We start from the raw sequence: 17,993 nt of genomic DNA on the forward strand, positions 1-17,993 counted from the left end.
CCGGAGGCCGCCGCGGGCCCCGCGGCACCCCGCACCCCGCCCGCGGGCCGGACCCCGCGGGCCGCCCCGGCCCCCGTACCCGGCCGCGGGGCGTCTCGCACCCCCCCCCGGCACGGGTTGGAGGAGGCGGTGGACGTCCTCGGGCAGGCCGTCGCCGAGGCGGCCGAGGCCGCCGGACTGCCGCGGCTCGCGCCCGGCGTCCCGTACGCCGGCCAGGTCTCTGCCTGTCTGGCCAACGCGGACCTGCCGGTGGAGGAGCAGCGGCTCGCGCGGGCCATCGGTGCCCGCGGCTGGGGCACCGCCACCGAGGTGCGCAACGACACCTTCGCGATCCTGCGGGCCGGGCTGACCGGGACCGGGGGGCCGCGCGGGGTCGCGGTGGTGTGCGGGGCCGGCGTCAACTGCGTGGGCATGCTGCCCGACGGGCGCACGGCCCGCTTCCCGGCGCTCGGGCAGATCTCCGGCGACTGGGGCGGTGGCGGCGGACTGGCCGCCGAGGCCATGTGGTGGGCGGCGCGCGCCGAGGACGGGCGCGGCGGGCCGACGCGGCTCGCGACGGCCCTGCCCGGCCACTTCGGGCTGGGCTCCATGTACGAGCTGATCGAGGCGGTGCACCTGGACGCGATCGCGCCGGACCGCGTCCACGAACTGGTGCCGGTGCTGTTCTCGGTGGCCGCGGCCGGCGACGAGGTCGCCTCGGCCCTCGTGGAGCGGCAGGCCGCGGAGGTGGTGGCGCTGGCCTCGGTGGCGCTGGACCGGCTCGGCCTGCTGCACGAGGAGACCCCCGTACTGCTGGGCGGCGGCGTCCTGGCCGCCCGGCACCCGCAGCTGAACGACCGGATCGCGGAACTCCTCGCCGAACGGGCCCCGTACGCCCGCCCGACGGTGGTGACGGCCCCGCCGGTGCTGGGCGCCGGCCTGCTGGGACTGGACGCGATCGGCGCGGGCCCCGAGGCCCACGGGAAGCTCCGCGCCCACTTCGGTTGAACCCGGTCACCCGGGGAACCGCAGCGGCCCGTGGGGCGTATTCACGGTGAAGCGGTGACGGAGGGGCGCGGGGCGTACCGGGTCGGGACAGGGGACGGACCGGGGACGGACCGGGGCGGATCGTGACTGATCCAGCACCGGGTGCTGTGGTCGACCGCCACTAAGGCCATACTGCTGCGAAGCACTAGGGCGTGTCTTTCGGATCAGGTCGGATCAGGTGCGGTGCCGGACGCCGCGGGCCCGGCCCGATCCGAGAGACACGCCCTGAGGACCGAGGGGGAGGTCACGGTGGCCATCACATCACGCGCGCCCGCGCCCGAAAGCGGCGTCGTGGCGCCCTCCGGGCCGTCCGCGCCACCGCCTGACGGGCTCGCCCGGCAGGGCACTGCCTGGGCCGAGGGCGTGGAGCGGCTGCGCGCCGCCGCCACGACCGAGCCCGGCCGGCTGCGGATCATCGGCGCGGTCCTGGCCGCGCTGGTCCTGCTGTTCGGCGCGGTGGCCCTCTGGGAGGTTTCGGGCCGGGTCACCGCCGCCGACGACGTGGTGGGCCGCAGCCAGCCGCTGAGCGCGGACGCGGCGAGCATCTACCGTTCGCTCGCGGACGCCGACACGGCCTCCTCCAGCGGTTTCCTCGCCGGCAGCGACGAGCCCCACGAGGTCCGCAAGCGCTACGAGAAGGACATCGCCAACGCGTCCCGGCTGCTGGTCAGCGCGGCCGCGAACACCGGCGCCGGCGAGGACTCGCGCAAGCAGATCACCCTGCTGAGCGAGCAGCTGCCCCGCTACACCGGCCTCATCGAGCAGGCCCGGGCCACCAACAAGCAGGGTCTGCCGCTCGGCGGCGCCTACCTCCGCTACGCCAACGAGCAGATGAGCACGCAGCTGCTGCCCGCCGCGCAGCGGCTCTACGAGGCCGAGACCGGCCGGCTCTACACCGACTACGACGACGCCCGCGCGGTACCGCTGGCCTCGCTCGGTGCGGGCCTGCTCGCGCTGGCCGCCCTGGTGTGGGCCCAGCGGCGCAACTACCGTCGTACCAACCGCGTCTTCAACCACGGGCTGGTCGCCGCGACCGCCGCCACACTGGCGGTGCTGCTGTGGCTGGCCGCGGGTCACACGGTCGCCCGGGCCGGGCTGAGCGAGGCGCGAACGGACGGGCAGGAGTCGCTCAAGGTGCTCAACGACGCGCGGATCGCCTCGCTCAGGGCGCGGGCCGACGAGAACCTGACGCTGATCTCGCGCGGCGCCGTGCTGGCCGACGACAAGAAGTCGGACAAGTACGACGTGGACTTCGCGCACGACATGAAGCTCCTGGAAGAGGGTCTCGCGACGGCGTCGAAGCTCGCCGACGACGAGGCCGGCCGCACCCCCGTCGCCGACGCCACGGCAGGCGTCGCGCGGTGGAAGGAACTGCACACGGCCGCCCGGCAGACGGACCTGAAGGGCGACTACCAGGGCGCCCTCGGCCAGGTCATCGGGGACAAGGACCACAAGGAGTTCAGCGGGGCCGCCTTCGACACGGTGGACGCCTCGCTGGAGCGGGCGGTCGGCCACGAGCAGCAGGAGTTCACCCGGGCGGCACAGGGCGGGCTCGGGGCGCTCGACGGTTTGTTGACAGGCACGGCGGCCCTGGCGGTCGTCGGCGCGGTGGCGGCACTGCTCGGCATCGGGCGCAGGCTTTCGGAGTACAGGTGAGCGCGATGCCGGAACGAGTGAGGCGCGAGGACCAGGAGTACGAGCCCGGTGGCGTGCGGAGGCTCGCGGGCCGGCTGCGCGGCTGGGGCGGGGTCGGCGCGATGGCCGTGGCCTGCGCGCTGACGGCCGCGGCGGTGCTGCTGCCGCTGGCCCAGGCGGCCCCGGGCAACACGGGGCACCCGTCCCTGGTGCGCGAGCCGGCCAGGATGGCCGTCGCTCCGCTGGCTCCCGGAGACACCTGCCAGGACCCGGAGGCGAGCCTGCGTCCCAACGGCGTGGACGGTGCGGCCATCCAGCGCATCCGCGCGGCGGGCCACCTCGTGGCGGGCGTGGACCAGAACAGCTTCAAGTGGGGCTACCGCAATCCGGCCGGACAGCTCGACGGTTTCGACATCACCCTGGTCAAGGCCATAGCCAAGGACATCCTGGGCGACGAGAACGCGGTCATCTACCGGGCGATCCCCACCAGCCAGCGCATCCCCGCGCTCAAGGACAACACCGTCGACATCGTCGTGCGGACGATGACGATCAACTGCAAGCGGCTGGAGGACGTCGCCTTCTCGACTGCCTACTTCGAGGCCGGGCAGCAGGTGCTCGCCCCCAAGGGCTCGACGATCACCGGCTACGACTCCTCCCTGAAGGACCGCAGGATCTGCACGGCGGCCGGTTCCACGGCCGAGGCCGCGCTGGCCTCCCAGTCGTACGGTTCGGTCCCGGTCAGCGTGCCCAACCAGCTGGACTGCCTGGTCCGGCTGCAGCTGGGCGAGGTGGACGGCATCATCACGGACAACGCCCTCGCCGCCGGCCAGGCCGCGCAGGACCCCTCGGTCCGGCTGGTCGGCTCCCCGTTCACCAAGGAGTTCTACGGGGTGGCCATGAACAAGGACGCCGGCGATCTCGTTCGCCGGGTCAACAAGGTGCTGGAGGACTACCGTTCGGGCGGTGAGAACAGCCCGTGGATGAGCGCGTACAAGACCCATCTCAAGCCCGTGCTGCCCGGCGTGAGCGGACCGCCCGCGCCCAAGTACCGGGACTGATGCCGGTGTCCGATTCTGATCCCGATGGCACGAGACCGAAGGCGGGACCGGTGGAGGCACATCCTTTGGGAGCACAGCCGGCAGTGATGGACCGGGACGGCGTGGACCGCGCGCTGGCCCGGCTGGGCGCGGAGCACGAGGCCATCGAGACCTCGCTGCTCGCGCTCCAGGACCACGCCGGGCGGCGGCTCCTGGAGGGCGCCGGGCTGACCGGGGTCACCAAGGAGCGCTGGGCCGAGGCGGACGCGGCCATCACCCGGCTGTGGCGCTACTTCGACGCGTACAGCGGGGCGCTGTCCGCCGCCCGCGAGATCCGGGAGCGGCGGCGCTGGCCGAGCCGCGAGGACCTGGTGGAGCTGACCGACCGGCTGCTCGGGCCCGGGGTGCTGATCGCCGGGGCCGCCGTGGAGGGCGTGGCACTGGCGGAGCGGTTCTCGCTCGCCGAGCTGGTGGCCCGTATGAACGAGCTGTACGCGGGCTCCCTGGACGTGGTGGTGGCAGCCGACTCGGTGTGGTCCGCGCTGCCCGCCCGGATCGACCTGCTCTCGGCCGAACTGCACCGCACCCGTACGCTCGCGCACTCGGTGGGGGTCCGCCCCGGGGAACATCCCTCGGGGGACGACCTGGAGGCCATCACGGCCGAGCTGACTCAGCTGCGGGCACGGGTGATCGAGGACCCGCTGGCGTTCTGGGTCCCGGTGGCGGGGAGTTCCGCGCCGGGCGGCGGCCGGCCCGACACCGTGCGGTACGACCGGGCGGCGCTCGCGCTGGAGGACGTACGCCGGGAGGTGGAGGCGGTGCTGGCCGTCCGGCAGGACTCCGAACAGCGGCTGATCGGCCTGCGGGACGTGCTCTCCCGGGCCGACCGGACCCTGGCGGAGGCCCGGGTGGCGCGCGGCGAGGTACTGGCGAAGATCGCGGCGTCCGAGGTGCCGGCGGTGAGCGGTCCGCCGACGGTGCTGCAGGAGCAGCTGTCGGCGGCGGCCGAGTACCGGCGCCGGTCCCAGTGGCACCGGCTGTCTCCGCTGCTGGAGTCGCTGGAGGAGCGGGCCGAGGAGGAACTGCTGCGGGCCCGTGAATCGTTGACCGCGGTGACGGCCCCGCTGGCGATGCGGGCGGAGCTGCGCGGGCGGCTCGACGCCTACAAGGCCAAGGTGGCCCGGCACGGAATGGCGGAGGACCCCCTGCTGATGGAGCGGTACGACACGGCCCGGCGGATGCTGTGGAGCGCGCCCTGCGATCTGCGGGCCGCCGAGCAGGCCGTGCTGCGCTATCAGCAGGCGGCGGCCGAGACCCTCGTGCCACCGCAGCAGGACCAGCAGCAGCAAGCACAACACCAGCAACAGCAACAGCAACAGCAACAGCAACAGCAACGGTCGGACCGGCAGTGGCCCGGCGGGCCGGGAGAGGGGGACGCGTGAGTCTGATCGGAACGGCGTGCATGCGCCCCGGCTGCCCCGGCTCGTACGAGGACATGGGCGGCGGCGAACTGTACTGCGACACCTGCGGGCTGGCTCCGGCCGGCGCCGTCGCGGCGGGCGCCGAGGAGCTGGTGTCGGTGCCGACGGCGATGACGAGCGCGGCGCGCCACGGCGATTCGCAGGGCTCCCAGGGCTCCCACGGGTCCGGGCGGTCCGCTTCCTCGGCCTCCTCGCGGGCCTCCCGCTCCTCGCGTTCCTCCTCTTCCCGGCGCTCCGTGTCGGGCCGGCTCTCGCGCGCGCTCTCGGGCGCCGCGTCCACCCGGTCGGTCTCGGTGCGCAGTTCGGGCTCGGCCCCCTCGGGTTCGGGGCGCAGCCGGCTCGGGGCCGGGCTGGTCAACGTGCCCGAGGTGCCGCGTCCCGATCCTTCGGAGGCGGTGCTGGAGAATCCGGAGGTCCCTGAGCGCAAGCGGTTCTGCTCGCGTTCGGACTGCGGTGCTCCGGTGGGCCGGGCCCGCGGTGAGCGGCCGGGACGGACGGAAGGTTTCTGCACCAAGTGCGGTCACCCGTACTCCTTCGTGCCCAAGCTGCACGCGGGCGACCTCGTCCACGGTCAGTACGAGGTCGCGGGCTGCCTCGCGCACGGCGGCCTCGGCTGGGTCTACCTCGCGGTGGACCGGGCCGTCTCCGACCGGTGGGTGGTCCTCAAGGGCCTGCTGGACACGGGGGACCAGGACGCGATGGCGGCCGCGATCTCGGAGCGGCGCTTCCTCGCGGAGATCGAGCACTCCAACATCGTGCGGATCTACAACTTCGTGGAGCACCTGGACCAGCGGACCGGTTCGCTGGACGGGTACATCGTCATGGAGTACGTCGGCGGCAAGTCGCTCAAGGAGATCGCCAACGAGCGGCGGCGGCCGGACGGACGGCGCGATCCGCTCCCCGTGGAGCAGGCGTGCGCGTACGGCATCGAGGCCCTGGAGGCGCTCGGCCACCTGCACAGCAGGAACCTCCTGTACTGCGACTTCAAGGTCGACAACGCCATTCAGCAGGCCGATCAGCTCAAGCTGATCGACATGGGCGCGGTGCGGCGGATGGACGACGAGGAGTCGGCCATCTACGGCACCGTGGGCTACCAGGCCCCCGAGGTCGCAGAGGTCGGCCCCTCGGTCGCCTCCGACCTGTACACGGTGGCACGCACGCTCGCCGTGCTGACCTTCGACTTCCAGGGGTACACCAACGTCTTCGTGGACTCGCTGCCGGACCCTCAGCACATCGAGGTGTTCGGGCGGTACGAGTCGTTCTACCGGCTGCTGGTACGGGCCACCGACCCCGACCCGGGACGGCGGTTCTCCTCGGCGCAGGAGATGGCCGACCAGCTGACGGGCGTGCTGCGCGAGGTCGTCGCCCTCCAGACGGGCCGGCCGAGGCCGCAGGTCTCCACGCTGTTCGGGCCGGAGCTGCGCGTTCCGGACGACCGGCTGTTCGCCGACGAGCCGGGGGCGGAGGTGTCCCGGCTGGGCGGGCGGTCCGTGAAGCCGTCCATGAGGCGGTGGAGGTCTGCCCGTGGTGCGGCCGGGGGCGGTGCCGGTGCCGGGGCCGGGCTTCACGCTCCGGGATCGCCCCACGGTCCGGGTTCCGTTTCCGGTCCGGGTGGCCCTTCCGGTCCGTCCGGGCAGGGCGCGGCGGCGCCGGCGGCTCCGGCGGCCGCCCCGCTGGTCGCCCCCTCGGCGGCGCCGCTCACGGGCTACGGGATGACCGGGCTCGTGACCACCGCGACGCACAAGGCCGCCGGTCCGGCCGTGCCCGCCCCGCGCCGGGCCCCGGCTGCCGTGCCGATGCCGTCCGTCGTCGCGCTGCCCCGGCCGGAGCGCTCGACGCTCGACACCCGCGTGGCCTCGCTGGCGCTGCCGGTGCCGCTGGTCGACGCCTCCGACCCCAACGCCGGCTTCCTGGCCGGTCTGCTGGCCTCCGCCCCGGCCGATCTGCTGGCCGCGCTCGGCTCGGCGCCGGCCGAATCCGCCGAGCTGCGGCTGCGGGAGCTGCGGGCCCGGCTCGAACTGGGCGAGGCCGACGGGCCCCTGGTCTCCGAGGCGCTGGCCGCCCTCGAAGAACGGCATCCGGACGACTGGCGGGTGGTGTGGGCCCGGGGCATCGCCTCGCTGGCCGTCGGTGAGGACGAGACGGCGGCCCTCTCCTTCGACGCCGTCTACGACGCCTTCCCCGGCGAGCCGGCGCCGAAGCTGGCGCTGGGCCTGTGCGCCGAGGTGCTGGGGCAGTTGGACAACGCCGCCGAGTACTACCGCCTGGTGTGGGCCACCGACCCGGGCTTCGTCGGCGCCGCGTTCGGGCTCGCCCGGGTGCAACTGGCCGCCGGGGACCGGGGCGGAGCCGTGCGCACGCTGGAGTCCGTACCGGAGGCTTCGATCCACTACACGGCCGCGCGGGTGGCGGCCGTACGGGCACGCCTGCGCGACCGGTCGCCGCAGGAGGCCCTGCTGCCCGATCTGGCGGCGGCCGCCGCGCAGGTGGAGGCGCTGGAGAGGCTCGGCCTGGACTCGGTGCGCCACGAGCGGCTGAGGGCGGAAGTTCTGGGCTCGGCGCTGGACTGGGTACTGTCGGGTAGCCGGGGTTCCGACCCCGGCGGTACGTCCTTGCTCGGCTGCCAACTGGACGAGCAGGGGCTGCGCTTCGGCCTGGAGCGCTCGTTCCGCGTGCTGGCACGGCTGGCGCAGCGGGGCGAGGAGAGGATCGAACTGGTGGAGCGGGCAAACCGTTTCCGTCCACGGACGTGGGTGTGATTGATGTCGATGCATCGGCCGTCGGGCTGCCCCAGCTGCGCGGAACCCCTGGAAGAGGGTGACCGTTTCTGCGGCTTCTGCGGATACGCCCTCACGGCTTCCGCTTCCACCGGCCCGGGCACTCCGGTAACCCCCGCGGCGGTCCCGGCGCCGGCCGCGGTCCAGGAGCCGGCCCCGGTCCCGGCTGCGGTGCCTGCTCCGGCGGCCCCTGCTCCGGCGGCTCCCGCCCCGGCCGCCCCTGCTCCGGCGGCGGTTCCTGCCCCGGCTGCCCCGGCGGCGGCCGCTCCCGCGATGCCGGTGTCGGCTCCGGAGCCGGCACCGGCGGCCTCCTCCGGCTACGCGGGCGGCGAACCCGCGCCCGGCTGGGGCAGCACCTCCACCGCCGCGCCCACCCTGGTCTCCGGCTCCGCCGGCTGGACCGACCCGGCCCCGGCCGGTGCGGCCCCGCACGGGACGGGTCCCGGGTCCGGGGACCCCTACGGCGGCGAGGAGCGGTCCTGGTACGACGGCCCCGCCGCGCAGGGCGGGCCGCCCGCGGGCGGAGCCCCGTACGCCTCCTCGGCAGCGCAGGGCCCCGAGGCCGCGGGCTCGGACCCCTACGGTCCCACCGTCCAGCTCGGCCAGGGCCCGGCGGGTGCCGCGGGTTCCCCCGGCACCACCGGCCCGGCCCACGGCGCCGCCGAGGTCCGCTACGACGCCCCGGGGCACGAGGGCGCCGCTCCGGAGCCGGACGGCCCGTACGGCGACCCGGCCCCCGGCACCCCCGACCAGGCGGCCCCGTACGCCGCCCCCGCCCCGCAGGCGCAGCAGCCCGCGCACGAAGCCCCGTACGGCGGCGGCGAGCCGGAGGGCGGCGGGAAGACCTGCGTCGCCTGCCGCGCCGGCCGGGTGGACACCGACGGGTACTGCGAGCACTGCGGGCACGCCCAGCCCCGCGAGCGCGACCACCTCGAAGAGGAACTCGGGAGCGTGGCCGCCGTCAGCGACCGCGGGCTGCGCCACCACCGCAACGAGGACTCCTTCGCCGTGGCGGCCACCGCGCTGCCCGACGGCTCCGCCGCCACCGTGGCCATCGTCTGCGACGGCGTGTCCTCCGCCAGCCGCCCCGACGAGGCCTCGGCCGCCGCAGCCGGTGCCGCCAACGAGGCCCTGCTCGACGCCCTGCCCCGCGGCGCCCACCCCCAGGAGGCCATGCACGAGGCGATCCTGGCCGCCGCGGCCGCCGTCAACGCCCTCGCGCCCGAGGTCCCCGGCGCCCAGAACGCCCCCGCCTGCACGCTGGTCGGCGCCGTCGTCAGCGGCGGTCTGCTGACCATCGGCTGGGTCGGCGACAGCCGCGCCTACTGGGTCCCGGACGACCGGGCCGCGCTCCCCCGCCGCCTCACCGAGGACGACTCCTGGGCCGCCCAGATGGTCGCGGCGGGGCTGATGGGCGAGGCCGAGGCCTACGCGGACGTCCGCGCGCACGCCATCACCGGCTGGCTCGGGGCCGACGCCTACGAACTGGAACCGCACACCGCCACCTTCAAGCCCGACCACGACGGCGTGGTCGTGGTCTGCACCGACGGGCTGTGGAACTACGCCGAGTCCGCGCGGGACATGGCCCAGGTGCTCCCCTCCGACGCCGCCGCACGGCCCCTGCACAGCGCGCAGGTCCTGGTGGGCCACGCGCTCGACGGCGGCGGGCACGACAACGTCACCGTGGCCGTCGTCCCGTTCTCCGCGCCGCCGCAGAGCCCGCCCGCGAGCCCCGCCGCCCCGCAGCCCCAGGCCTGATCCCGGCACAGACCGGGCCTGATCCCCGCGCAGGCCCCGGCCTGATCCCCGTCCCCGAGGAGTACCGACCGATGGCGAACTTCGCCAAGCCGAGCGCCCCGCGCTTCAGCGTGGAGGTGTACCAGAACGAGTTCCTCCCCGAGGGCGGCCGCGACGTCCACGCCATCGTCACGGCGACCTCCACGGGCGGGGCCACCGCCACCCGCACCGCCGTGACCCCGGGCGGCGCCGCCGTCGTGATCATGGTCGACTGCTCGGGCTCCATGGAGTACCCGCCCGACAAGATGCGCGGCGCCCGCGAGGCCACCGCCGCCGCCGTCGACACCCTCCGCGACGGCACCGCCTTCGCCGTGATCGCCGGTACCCACGTGGCCACGGAGGTCTTCCCCCGACGGGGCCGCCTCGCCATCGCCGACGCGACCACCCGTGCCCAGGCCAAGGAGGCCCTGCGCGGCCTCTCCTCCGGCGGCGGCACCGCCATCGGCACCTGGCTGCGCCTCGCCGACGGCCTGCTGCGCCAGTCCACCGCGACGATCCGGCACGGGATCCTGCTCACCGACGGCCGCAACGAGCACGAGGACCCGGCCGTCCTGCGGGCCACCCTCGACGCCTGCGCGGGCCGGTTCACCTGTGACGCGCGGGGCGTGGGAACCGACTGGGAGGTCAAGGAGGTCACCGGGATCGCGAGCGCGCTGCTCGGCACCTCCGACATCGTGGCCGACCCGGCCCACCTCACCGAGGACTTCACGCGCATGATGGAGAACGTCATGGGCAAGGAGGTCGCGGACGTCGCGCTGCGCCTGTGGACCCCGGTGGGCGTGGAGATCCAGTACGTCAAGCAGGTCGCGCCGGCCGTCCAGGACCTGACCGGCCGCCGGACGGAGGCGGGCCCGCGCGCCGGGGACTACCCGACGGGCTCGTGGGGCGACGAGTCCCGCGAGTACCACGTGTGCGTACGGGTCCCGAGCGCGTCCGTGGGCCAGGAGATGCTGGCCGCCCGCGCCTCGCTCGTCCTGCCGGGGGCGCCGGGCGAGGCCCCGGCCGTCCTCGCCCAGGGCCTGGTCCGTGCCGTGTGGACCGACGACCTCGCCGCGTCCACGGCCATAAACCCGCAGGTGGCCCACTACACCGGACAGGCCGAACTCGCGCAGGCTATCCAGCAGGGCCTCGAAGCCCGCAAACTGGGTGATGTCGGGGGAGCCACGGCCAAACTCGGCCGCGCCGTTCAGCTGGCGAGCGTCTCCGGCAACGCGGACACCGCGAAGCTCTTGGCCAAGGTGGTCGATGTCGTCGATGCCGCGGCGGGTACTGTGCGACTGAAGGCGAAGGTCGCCGACGCGGATGAAATGACCCTTGAAACGCGTTCGACCCAAACCGTTCGAGTGAAAAAAGCCTGACAATCCGGTCGGGCCGGGGCACGCTGAACGAGCCGAAGACGAAGAAGTGGACCCGCCTTGACCCGGCGGGAAGAAGGAGGAAGCGCCGCGATGCCGACCTGCCCGAACGGGCACCAGTCCGCCTCCGACGACTGGTGCGAGGTCTGCGGCCACCGCATGGCTGCCCCTACGGGCACCCCCGCGGCGCCCTCCTACGGTTACGGCTACCCCCAGACCGGCGAGCCGACCGCCCAGGCCGAGCTCTGCCCCCAGTGCCGCACCCCGCGCGAGGCCATGGCCCCGTTCTGCGAGGAGTGCCGGTACAACTTCCTGACCCGCACGGCGACCTCGTACACGCCCGTCGCCCCGGACCCGGGTCAGGGTGCCGGTCGCGGTCCCGGCGGCCCCGGTGCGCACGGCGTCCCGGCCGGCCCCGGTGCGCACGGCGGCCCGCACCCCACCGGTGGCATCGGCACCCCGGGCCCGCCGCCGCCCCCTCCGGCCGCGCCGTCGGCCCCGCCCGCGTACGCGCAGGACCACTTCGACTACCAGGGCTCGCGGCCCTCCCGGGTCAACCGCCCGGCCGAGCCGCTGCAGCGCGAGGACGACTGGATGCTGCCGCCGCCGGCGCACCAGGAGTACCAGCAGCCCCAGTACCAGCCGCAGCCCCCGCCGCCCCAGCAGCACCAGTACCAGGCGACGGGTCAGTACCAGCCTCCGCAGCACCAGCAGCACCACCAGCAGCAGGCCCACCAGCCCTTCCCGCCGCAGCCCCAGGGCGGCGGCACCTGGACCGCGACCATCGGTCCGGACCGCTCGTACTTCATGGCGATGATGCACCGCAGCGGCCCCGAGGCGGCCGGGCTCAGCCTGCCCGCGTACTCGCCCGAGCAGCACCTGCCGCTCACCGGTGGCCAGATCACCGTCGGCCGCCGGCGCGCCTCGACGGGCGAGTCCCCCGACATCGACCTGTCGGTGCCCCCGGAGGACCCGGGCGTCTCGCACCAGCACGCGGTGCTCGTCCAGCAGCCCGACGGCAGCTGGGCCGTGGTGGACCAGAACTCCACCAACGGCACCACCATCAACGGTGGCGAGGAGTCGATCCAGCCCTACGTGCCGGTCCCCCTCGGCGACGGGGACCGCGTCCACGTCGGCGCCTGGACCACGATCACCATCCGGCGCGGCTGAGCCACGCCCGCCGGCCGGCCCCGTCCGGGCCGGCTAGTCCGTCTCCCCCAGGGGCCACACGTAGGGCCCCTGGGGATCGTCGAGCCACGACCACTGGCCCTCGGCGGTGACCGTCACGCCGAACCGCTCGCGCGCCGGCCGGTCCTCGCGCCGCCACAGGTCCAGCGCCTCCCTCGGGTGCAGCGCGCCCGAGGTGAGCACCAGCATGAACTGGAGGCGCTCGTTCTCCACCAGCTCGTACGGGAGCCCCTCCGGCATGCCGTACGTGCCCGGCGGCGCGGCCGTGGCCCCGCGCAGGGGCACGAAGTACGCCGAGGTGTGCAGGAAGCGGCCCTCCGCGAGCGTGGCGTCCCGTACGGTCAGCGCGATCAGCCCGGTCGACAGCGGGGCCAGGATCCGCGCCCCCGGCCGGCACTGGCCCAGCCAGGCGTACGGGATCCGCGGGAGCGTGCACGTCACCAGGATCCGGTCGAAGGGTGCGCGGGAGGGGCAGCCGCGCGCCCCGTCCCCGGTGACCACGGCCGGCCGGTAGCCGAGCCGGGCCAGGTGCGAGCGGGCCGACTCGGTGATCTCCTCGTCCAGGTCCACCGTGGTGACCAGGTCGTCGCCGAGCCGGTGGCAGAGCAGGGCCGCGTTGTAGCCGGTGCCCGCCCCGATCTCCAGGACGTTGTCCCCGTCGCGCACCTCCAGGGACTCCAGCATCTTCGCCATCAGCGAGGGCTGGCTGCTGGAGGAGACCAGCTCGCCGTCGCGCAGCCGGGTGGCGATCGGGGCGTCGGTGTAGACCCCGCGCAGCCAGCGGGCCCGCCGCCCGGGGTCGGGGTCCTCGGCCCAGAGCCGTTCGTGGCCGGCGCCGCGGCCGGTGAAGTAGTACGGGACGAAGACGTGCCGGGGCACGGCCGCGAAGGCCGCCCGCCAGGCCGGATCCTCCAGCACCCCGGCGGCGGTCAGCTCGCGGACCTGGGCCGCGTGCGCGGTCTCCAGCACGTCGCGGACCTCGGCATGTGCGCCCATGCATCCACTGTCCTGCGGACGGCGCCCCCGGGCTACCGCGCGGCGGCCCGCCGGGGTCCTCGCGGAGCCCGGACGGGGGTGCGGGACCGCGCGGGAGCAGGGTCCTAGGACCGGGGTCCTCCGTCCGGGCGTCTGAGACGATGGTCGGGTGAATGAGATTCCGCGGGGCACGGTCCAGGAGCAGACCTTCTACGAACAGGTGGGCGGCGAGGACACCTTCCGCCGCCTGGTCCACCGCTTCTACGAGGGCGTGGCGCAGGACCCGCTGCTGCGTCCGATGTACCCGGAGGGGGACCTGGGGCCCGCCGAGGAGCGGTTCGCGCTGTTCCTGATCCAGTACTGGGGCGGCCCGAACACCTACAGCGAGAACCGCGGGCACCCGCGCCTGCGCATGCGGCACGCGCCGTTCCAGGTGGACTCGGCCGCGCACGACGCGTGGCTGCACCACATGCGGATCGCGGTGGACGAGCTGGGCCTCGCGCCGGAGCACGAGGCGCAGCTGTGGCGGTACCTGACGTACGCCGCCGCCTCGATGATCAACACGGCGGGCTAGCCGGCGGCCCGGCCCGTACGGGATCCCGTACGGGTCCGGCGGGACCTTCCGGAGCGGCCGGAGCGGCTAGACCGGCCGGACCAGCAGGGCGCCGAGGCCGCCGGGGCGGCGCGTGGCGATCGAGCCGTACGGGGTGCGCAGCCGCAGCCAGCCACCGGCGGCGAACAGCGCGAGCTGCTCGGGCGCGGCGGGCGGCGCGGACGCGGCGGCGGGCACGGGGGACCGTACGGGCCGCAGGAAGCCCAGGGACTGCGCGGCGTGCACGGCGCGCAGCGGAAGTTCGGTGTCGCCCAGCGTGCGGGACCAGATCTCGCGGCCGATGCGGTCGCGCTCGGAGCGGGTCCGGTGCTGCGGGGGCAGGGCCTCGTCGCGGGCCCGGAACTCGGCGACGGCGGCCACCAGGGCCTGGCGCACCGCTTCGGGTCCGGGCAACCCGGGCACCTGCTGCCAGCCGGCGCGGGGCGGGAGCACTCCGGCCCAGGGCGGTCCGGTGACGGGCGCGGGCACGACGGCGCCGGCCTGCGGGCCCTCGTCGACGGACTCCAGGAGCTCGCCGGCCGAGACCGTCAGGTCCAGCGGGGCGGAGACGGGCGCGGCGAGCCGCGCCGTGCGGATGGCCAGCACGTCGAAGGACGGCGGCCGCCCGAAGACGGCGAGCGCACCGCCGCCGGCCTGCGCCTGCAGGCGGACGGCGGCGGCGCGGTCGTAGTGCACCAGCCGGCCCAGGAAGGCGGCGAGGTCCGCCGCCTCCCCGGAATCGGCGAAGTGCAACTGCTCGTTCATGCCGCGATGCCTCCGGCACCGGCGGTGGCGCCGGTCTGCGGCTCGTCCAGGTACTCCTGGAGGAAGAGCTTCTCCTCGGCCGTGATGCGGCGGGGCCGCCCCTCGGCGAGGTTGTAGGGCACGACCACGGTCTCGGCGCGCACGTAGACCGTCTCGGGCGCGTCCTCCGTCGCCTCGTCCTTGACCTCGTAGCGGATGGTCAGGGACGCGGCGCCTATCCGGGTCACCCAGGACTCGATGAGGACCGGCTCGTGGCGGTGCACGAGGGGCAGCTTGTAGTCGATCTCGTGACGGGCCACGACGGAACCGCCCGTGAAGGACTCACTGCCCTCCCCCGGCGCGAGGCGGAACATGAAGTCGATCCGCGCCTCCTCCAGATAGCGGAGGAAGACGACGTTGTTGACGTGCCCGAAGGCATCCATGTCCGCCCAGCGCAGGGGGCACCGGTAGTGGTGTCTGGCCATGGCCTCTGACCTCAGCCTCGGGTGAGCTTCTTGTAGGTGGCGCGGTGCGGACGCGTGGCGTCCGCGCCGAGCCGCTCGACCTTGTTCTTCTCGTACGACTCGAAGTTGCCCTCGAACCAGTACCACTTGGAGTCGCCCTCGTACGCCAGGATGTGCGTGGCGACTCGGTCCAGGAACCAGCGGTCGTGGGAGATGACCACGGCCGCACCCGGGAACTCCAGGAGCGCGTTCTCGAGCGAGGACAGGGTCTCGACGTCGAGGTCGTTGGTGGGCTCGTCGAGGAGCAGCAGGTTGCCGCCCTCCTTGAGCGTCAGCGCCAGGTTCAGGCGGTTGCGCTCACCACCGGACAGGACGCCGGCCGGCTTCTGCTGGTCCGGACCCTTGAAGCCGAAGGCGCTGACGTACGCGCGGGACGGCATCTCGACCTGGCCGACGTTGATGTAGTCCAGCTCGTCCGACACGACGGCCCAGAGGGTCTTCTTGGGGTCGATGTTGGCGCGGCTCTGGTCGACGTACGAGATCTTGACGGTCTCGCCGATCTTGACGGAGCCGGAGTCCGGCGCCTCCAGACCCTGGATCATCTTGAAGAGCGTGGTCTTGCCGGCGCCGTTCGGGCCGATGATGCCCACGATGCCGTTGCGCGGCAGCGTGAACGACAGGTCGTCGACGAGGACCTTGTCGCCGAACGCCTTGGAGAGGTTGTTGACCTCGACCACGATCGAGCCCAGACGCGGGCCCGGCGGGATCTGGATCTCCTCGAAGTCCAGCTTCCGCATCTTGTCCGCTTCGGCCGCCATCTCCTCGTAGCGGGCGAGACGGGCCTTGGACTTGGTCTGGCGGCCCTTGGCGTTGGAGCGGACCCACTCCAGCTCTTCCTTGAGGCGCTTCTGGCGCTTCTCGTCCTTGCGGCCCTCGACCTTGAGGCGGGTGGCCTTCTTCTCCAGGTAGGTGGAGTAGTTGCCCTCGTACGGGTGGGCACGGCCGCGGTCGAGCTCGAGGATCCACTCGGCGACGTTGTTCAGGAAGTACCGGTCGTGGGTGACGGCCACGACGGCGCCCTTGTACTGCGAAAGGTGCTGCTCCAGCCAGTTCACCGACTCGGCGTCGAGGTGGTTGGTGGGCTCGTCGAGGAGGAGCAGGTCCGGGGCCTCGATCAGCAGCTTGCAGAGCGCGACGCGGCGCTTCTCGCCACCGGAGAGGTTGGTGACGGGCCAGTCGCCGGGCGGGCAGCCCAGGGCGTCCATGGCCTGCTCGAGCTGGGCGTCGAGGTCCCAGGCGTTCGCGTGGTCCAGGACTTCCTGGAGCTTGCCCATCTCGTCCATGAGCGCGTCGGTGTAGTCGGTCGCCATTTCCTCGGCGACCTCGTTGAAGCGCTTGAGCTTGCCCATGATCTCGGCAGCGCCGTCCTGGACGTTCTCCAGGACCGTCTTCGCCTCGTCGAGCTTGGGCTCCTGCATGAGGATGCCGACGGTGAAGCCGGGCGACAGGAAGGCGTCGCCGTTCGACGGCTGCTCCAGACCCGCCATGATCTTGAGGACGGTGGACTTACCGGCGCCGTTCGGGCCGACCACACCGATCTTCGCGCCGGGCAGGAAGTTCAGGGTGACGTCATCAAGAATCACCTTGTCGCCGTGCGCCTTGCGCGTCTTGCGCATGGTGTAGATGAACTCAGCCAAGAGAAACCGTCCGGCAGATCGATGGGTGGGCAGATACACCCCATCTTGCCTGACGTCCATCCCCTGGGGGAAACCCGTATGGTCCTGGCGCCCTGACCTGGGACCCGGTCCGAGGCCGGTCCCACGCTCCGGTCGCCGTCGGTCGGCACCGGCGGGCGCCGAAGCCCCTTCGACGGCCCGCAGACGGCCCTCAGGCGGCCCAGGACGGGGCCCCGGGGGCGCTACCGGCAGCGACCGGCCTTGTCGGAGGGCGCGGTCCTGGCTGATGTCGATGGGCGAGTACTACGACGACCAGGCCCGGTGGTGGCTCCCCCGCTTCCTCGCGGAGGCCGAGCGCCAGGCTGCCTGGCTCGAAGCGCAGGCGAGGCTCGGCGCTGCCGACCTGCCGATCCACGAGGCTCACGAGTTCGCCTCGGACGAAGGTCGCGCCCTCCTCTTCATCGAGACGTACTGCTGACGTACGGCTGAGGAAGCGCCCCGGGGTCCGGAGGGCCGGCCCGGAGCCGTGAAAGGCCCCCGGGGTCCCGTACCGCGCGGCAGGATGGCGGTCACGGGGAGCGGCCGGGGCCGCGGACGGGGTGGGGGAAACATGGGCAGCGGGGCGATCGCGCTCGGGGCCGCGGTGGTCGGTGTGGTAGGGACGCTGCTGGCGACCCTGCTCTCGCAGCGGATGCTGGCGCGCGTGCAGGCGGCGCAGTTCGAGCGGGAGGAGCGGGCGGCCCAGGCGCGGTGGGTGCGCGAGCAGGAGCTGGCGGACCTGGCCCGGCGGCGCGAGTGCTACGCGGCGGCGAACTCCGCGTACCGGCGCTACCGGATCGCCCTCATGTACTTCCTGTGGGTCGTCCACCGGGAGCAGGCCGACGCCCAGGAGCGCATGACCCTGGAGGAGGCCCGCAACGCGCACCACGCCGCCTTCTCGGAGGCCCAGATGATCGCTTCGGCCACCGTGCTCGCGGAGCTGGACCTGCTGACGAAACGCATGGCGGGGGCCTACAGCCGGACCCTGCGCCTGTCGGAGGGCAATCCCGATCCGCACGGTTCGTTCGAGGAGATCCACGCCGAGCTCATGGCGCTGTCCGCGCGCTGGGTGGGCATGCGGCACGCGATGCGGGTCGATCTCGGCGTGGAGACCTGACGGGGGGGGGCGCCGCCGCGGCGGCGGCACGGTGGCGGCCGCACGGTGGCGGCCGCACGGTGGCGGCGGCACGGTGGCGGCGGCACGGTG

At 74.0% G+C, this 17,993-nt stretch carries 15 protein-coding genes; 11 read left to right on the plus strand and 4 right to left on the minus strand.

The window, feature by feature from the left end; genetic code table 11:
* Positions 1-117: 117 nt before the first annotated feature.
* From ACWGDE_RS14735 to ACWGDE_RS14770, 8 genes are all read left to right on the plus strand, one after another.
* Positions 118-987 (plus strand): N-acetylglucosamine kinase, encoded by an 870-nt coding sequence (locus tag ACWGDE_RS14735; protein WP_453389379.1) that lies wholly within the window; start codon positions 118-120, stop codon positions 985-987.
* 288 nt (positions 988-1,275) lie between these two features.
* Positions 1,276-2,682, plus strand: a complete 1,407-nt coding sequence (locus ACWGDE_RS14740) for a hypothetical protein (protein WP_453389363.1) — start codon at positions 1,276-1,278, stop codon at positions 2,680-2,682.
* A 5-nt stretch (positions 2,683-2,687) separates the two neighbouring features.
* The gene (locus ACWGDE_RS14745) at positions 2,688-3,719 is read left to right on the plus strand and encodes a glutamate ABC transporter substrate-binding protein (protein ID WP_453389364.1); all 1,032 of its coding nucleotides are present in this window, start codon (positions 2,688-2,690) and stop codon (positions 3,717-3,719) included.
* A gap of 86 nt (positions 3,720-3,805) precedes the next feature.
* Entirely contained in the window at positions 3,806-5,140 is a 1,335-nt protein-coding gene (locus tag ACWGDE_RS14750; RefSeq protein WP_453389380.1) for a hypothetical protein, read from the plus strand.
* A gap of 5 nt (positions 5,141-5,145) precedes the next feature.
* Positions 5,146-7,938, plus strand: coding sequence for a tetratricopeptide repeat protein (locus ACWGDE_RS14755; RefSeq protein WP_453389381.1), 2,793 nt, complete (start codon positions 5,146-5,148; stop codon positions 7,936-7,938).
* Positions 7,939-8,229: 291 nt separating this feature from the next.
* Positions 8,230-9,714, plus strand: coding sequence for a protein phosphatase 2C domain-containing protein (locus ACWGDE_RS14760; RefSeq protein ID WP_453389365.1), 1,485 nt, complete (start codon positions 8,230-8,232; stop codon positions 9,712-9,714).
* Between the two features lie 71 nt (positions 9,715-9,785).
* On the plus strand, positions 9,786-11,111 hold the full coding sequence (locus tag ACWGDE_RS14765) for a vWA domain-containing protein (protein WP_453389366.1): 1,326 nt from the start codon (positions 9,786-9,788) through the stop codon (positions 11,109-11,111).
* Between the two features lie 90 nt (positions 11,112-11,201).
* Entirely contained in the window at positions 11,202-12,278 is a 1,077-nt protein-coding gene (locus tag ACWGDE_RS14770) for an FHA domain-containing protein (protein ID WP_453389367.1), read from the plus strand.
* A 33-nt stretch (positions 12,279-12,311) separates the two neighbouring features.
* On the opposite strand, the gene ACWGDE_RS14775 is transcribed toward ACWGDE_RS14770, so the two are convergent.
* Positions 12,312-13,292: a methyltransferase domain-containing protein gene (locus ACWGDE_RS14775; RefSeq protein ID WP_453389368.1), complete on the minus strand. Its 981-nt coding sequence runs from the start codon at positions 13,290-13,292 to the stop codon at positions 12,312-12,314.
* A 148-nt stretch (positions 13,293-13,440) separates the two neighbouring features.
* Between ACWGDE_RS14775 and ACWGDE_RS14780 the strand changes: the two genes are divergently transcribed.
* Entirely contained in the window at positions 13,441-13,845 is a 405-nt protein-coding gene (locus ACWGDE_RS14780; protein WP_453389369.1) for a globin, read from the plus strand.
* A 66-nt stretch (positions 13,846-13,911) separates the two neighbouring features.
* On the opposite strand, the gene ACWGDE_RS14785 is transcribed toward ACWGDE_RS14780, so the two are convergent.
* Genes ACWGDE_RS14785 through ettA form a run of 3 tightly spaced genes read right to left on the minus strand, consistent with a single transcriptional unit; the run spans position 13,912 to position 16,768 of the window.
* The gene (locus tag ACWGDE_RS14785; protein ID WP_453389370.1) at positions 13,912-14,628 is read right to left on the minus strand and encodes a hypothetical protein; all 717 of its coding nucleotides are present in this window, start codon (positions 14,626-14,628) and stop codon (positions 13,912-13,914) included.
* Positions 14,625-15,092: an acyl-CoA thioesterase gene (locus ACWGDE_RS14790; RefSeq protein ID WP_453389371.1), complete on the minus strand. Its 468-nt coding sequence runs from the start codon at positions 15,090-15,092 to the stop codon at positions 14,625-14,627. Before ACWGDE_RS14790 ends, ACWGDE_RS14785 begins: the two co-directional genes overlap by 4 nt.
* 11 nt (positions 15,093-15,103) lie before the next feature.
* A complete protein-coding gene (gene ettA / locus ACWGDE_RS14795) occupies positions 15,104-16,768 on the minus strand; it encodes an energy-dependent translational throttle protein EttA (RefSeq protein ID WP_382754563.1) in 1,665 nt (554 codons plus the stop codon).
* 265 nt (positions 16,769-17,033) lie between these two features.
* Between ettA and ACWGDE_RS14800 the strand changes: the two genes are divergently transcribed.
* Both ACWGDE_RS14800 and ACWGDE_RS14805 read left to right on the plus strand, forming a co-directional pair.
* A complete protein-coding gene (locus ACWGDE_RS14800) occupies positions 17,034-17,225 on the plus strand; it encodes a hypothetical protein (protein WP_453389372.1) in 192 nt (63 codons plus the stop codon).
* Positions 17,226-17,357: 132 nt separating this feature from the next.
* A complete protein-coding gene (locus ACWGDE_RS14805; protein ID WP_453389373.1) occupies positions 17,358-17,903 on the plus strand; it encodes a hypothetical protein in 546 nt (181 codons plus the stop codon).
* Positions 17,904-17,993 lie beyond the last annotated feature (90 nt).

The sequence above is a fragment of the Streptomyces sp. NPDC054956 genome (assembly GCF_053609185.1).

Excerpts from the sequence above, each read along its gene's own strand:
- ACWGDE_RS14745 (WP_453389364.1), top strand. The coding sequence starts at position 2,688 with ATGCCGGAACGAGTGAGGCGCGAGGACCAGGAGTACGAGCCCGGTGGC.
- ACWGDE_RS14750 (WP_453389380.1), top strand. The coding sequence starts at position 3,806 with ATGGACCGGGACGGCGTGGACCGCGCGCTGGCCCGGCTGGGCGCGGAG.
- ACWGDE_RS14760 (WP_453389365.1), top strand. The coding sequence starts at position 8,230 with ATGCCGGTGTCGGCTCCGGAGCCGGCACCGGCGGCCTCCTCCGGCTAC.
- ACWGDE_RS14765 (WP_453389366.1), top strand. The coding sequence starts at position 9,786 with ATGGCGAACTTCGCCAAGCCGAGCGCCCCGCGCTTCAGCGTGGAGGTG.
- ACWGDE_RS14770 (WP_453389367.1), top strand. The coding sequence starts at position 11,202 with ATGCCGACCTGCCCGAACGGGCACCAGTCCGCCTCCGACGACTGGTGC.
- ACWGDE_RS14775 (WP_453389368.1), bottom strand. The coding sequence starts at position 13,292 with ATGGGCGCACATGCCGAGGTCCGCGACGTGCTGGAGACCGCGCACGCG.
- ACWGDE_RS14785 (WP_453389370.1), bottom strand. The coding sequence starts at position 14,628 with ATGAACGAGCAGTTGCACTTCGCCGATTCCGGGGAGGCGGCGGACCTC.
- ACWGDE_RS14790 (WP_453389371.1), bottom strand. The coding sequence starts at position 15,092 with ATGGCCAGACACCACTACCGGTGCCCCCTGCGCTGGGCGGACATGGAT.
- ACWGDE_RS14800 (WP_453389372.1), top strand. The coding sequence starts at position 17,034 with ATGTCGATGGGCGAGTACTACGACGACCAGGCCCGGTGGTGGCTCCCC.
- ACWGDE_RS14805 (WP_453389373.1), top strand. The coding sequence starts at position 17,358 with ATGGGCAGCGGGGCGATCGCGCTCGGGGCCGCGGTGGTCGGTGTGGTA.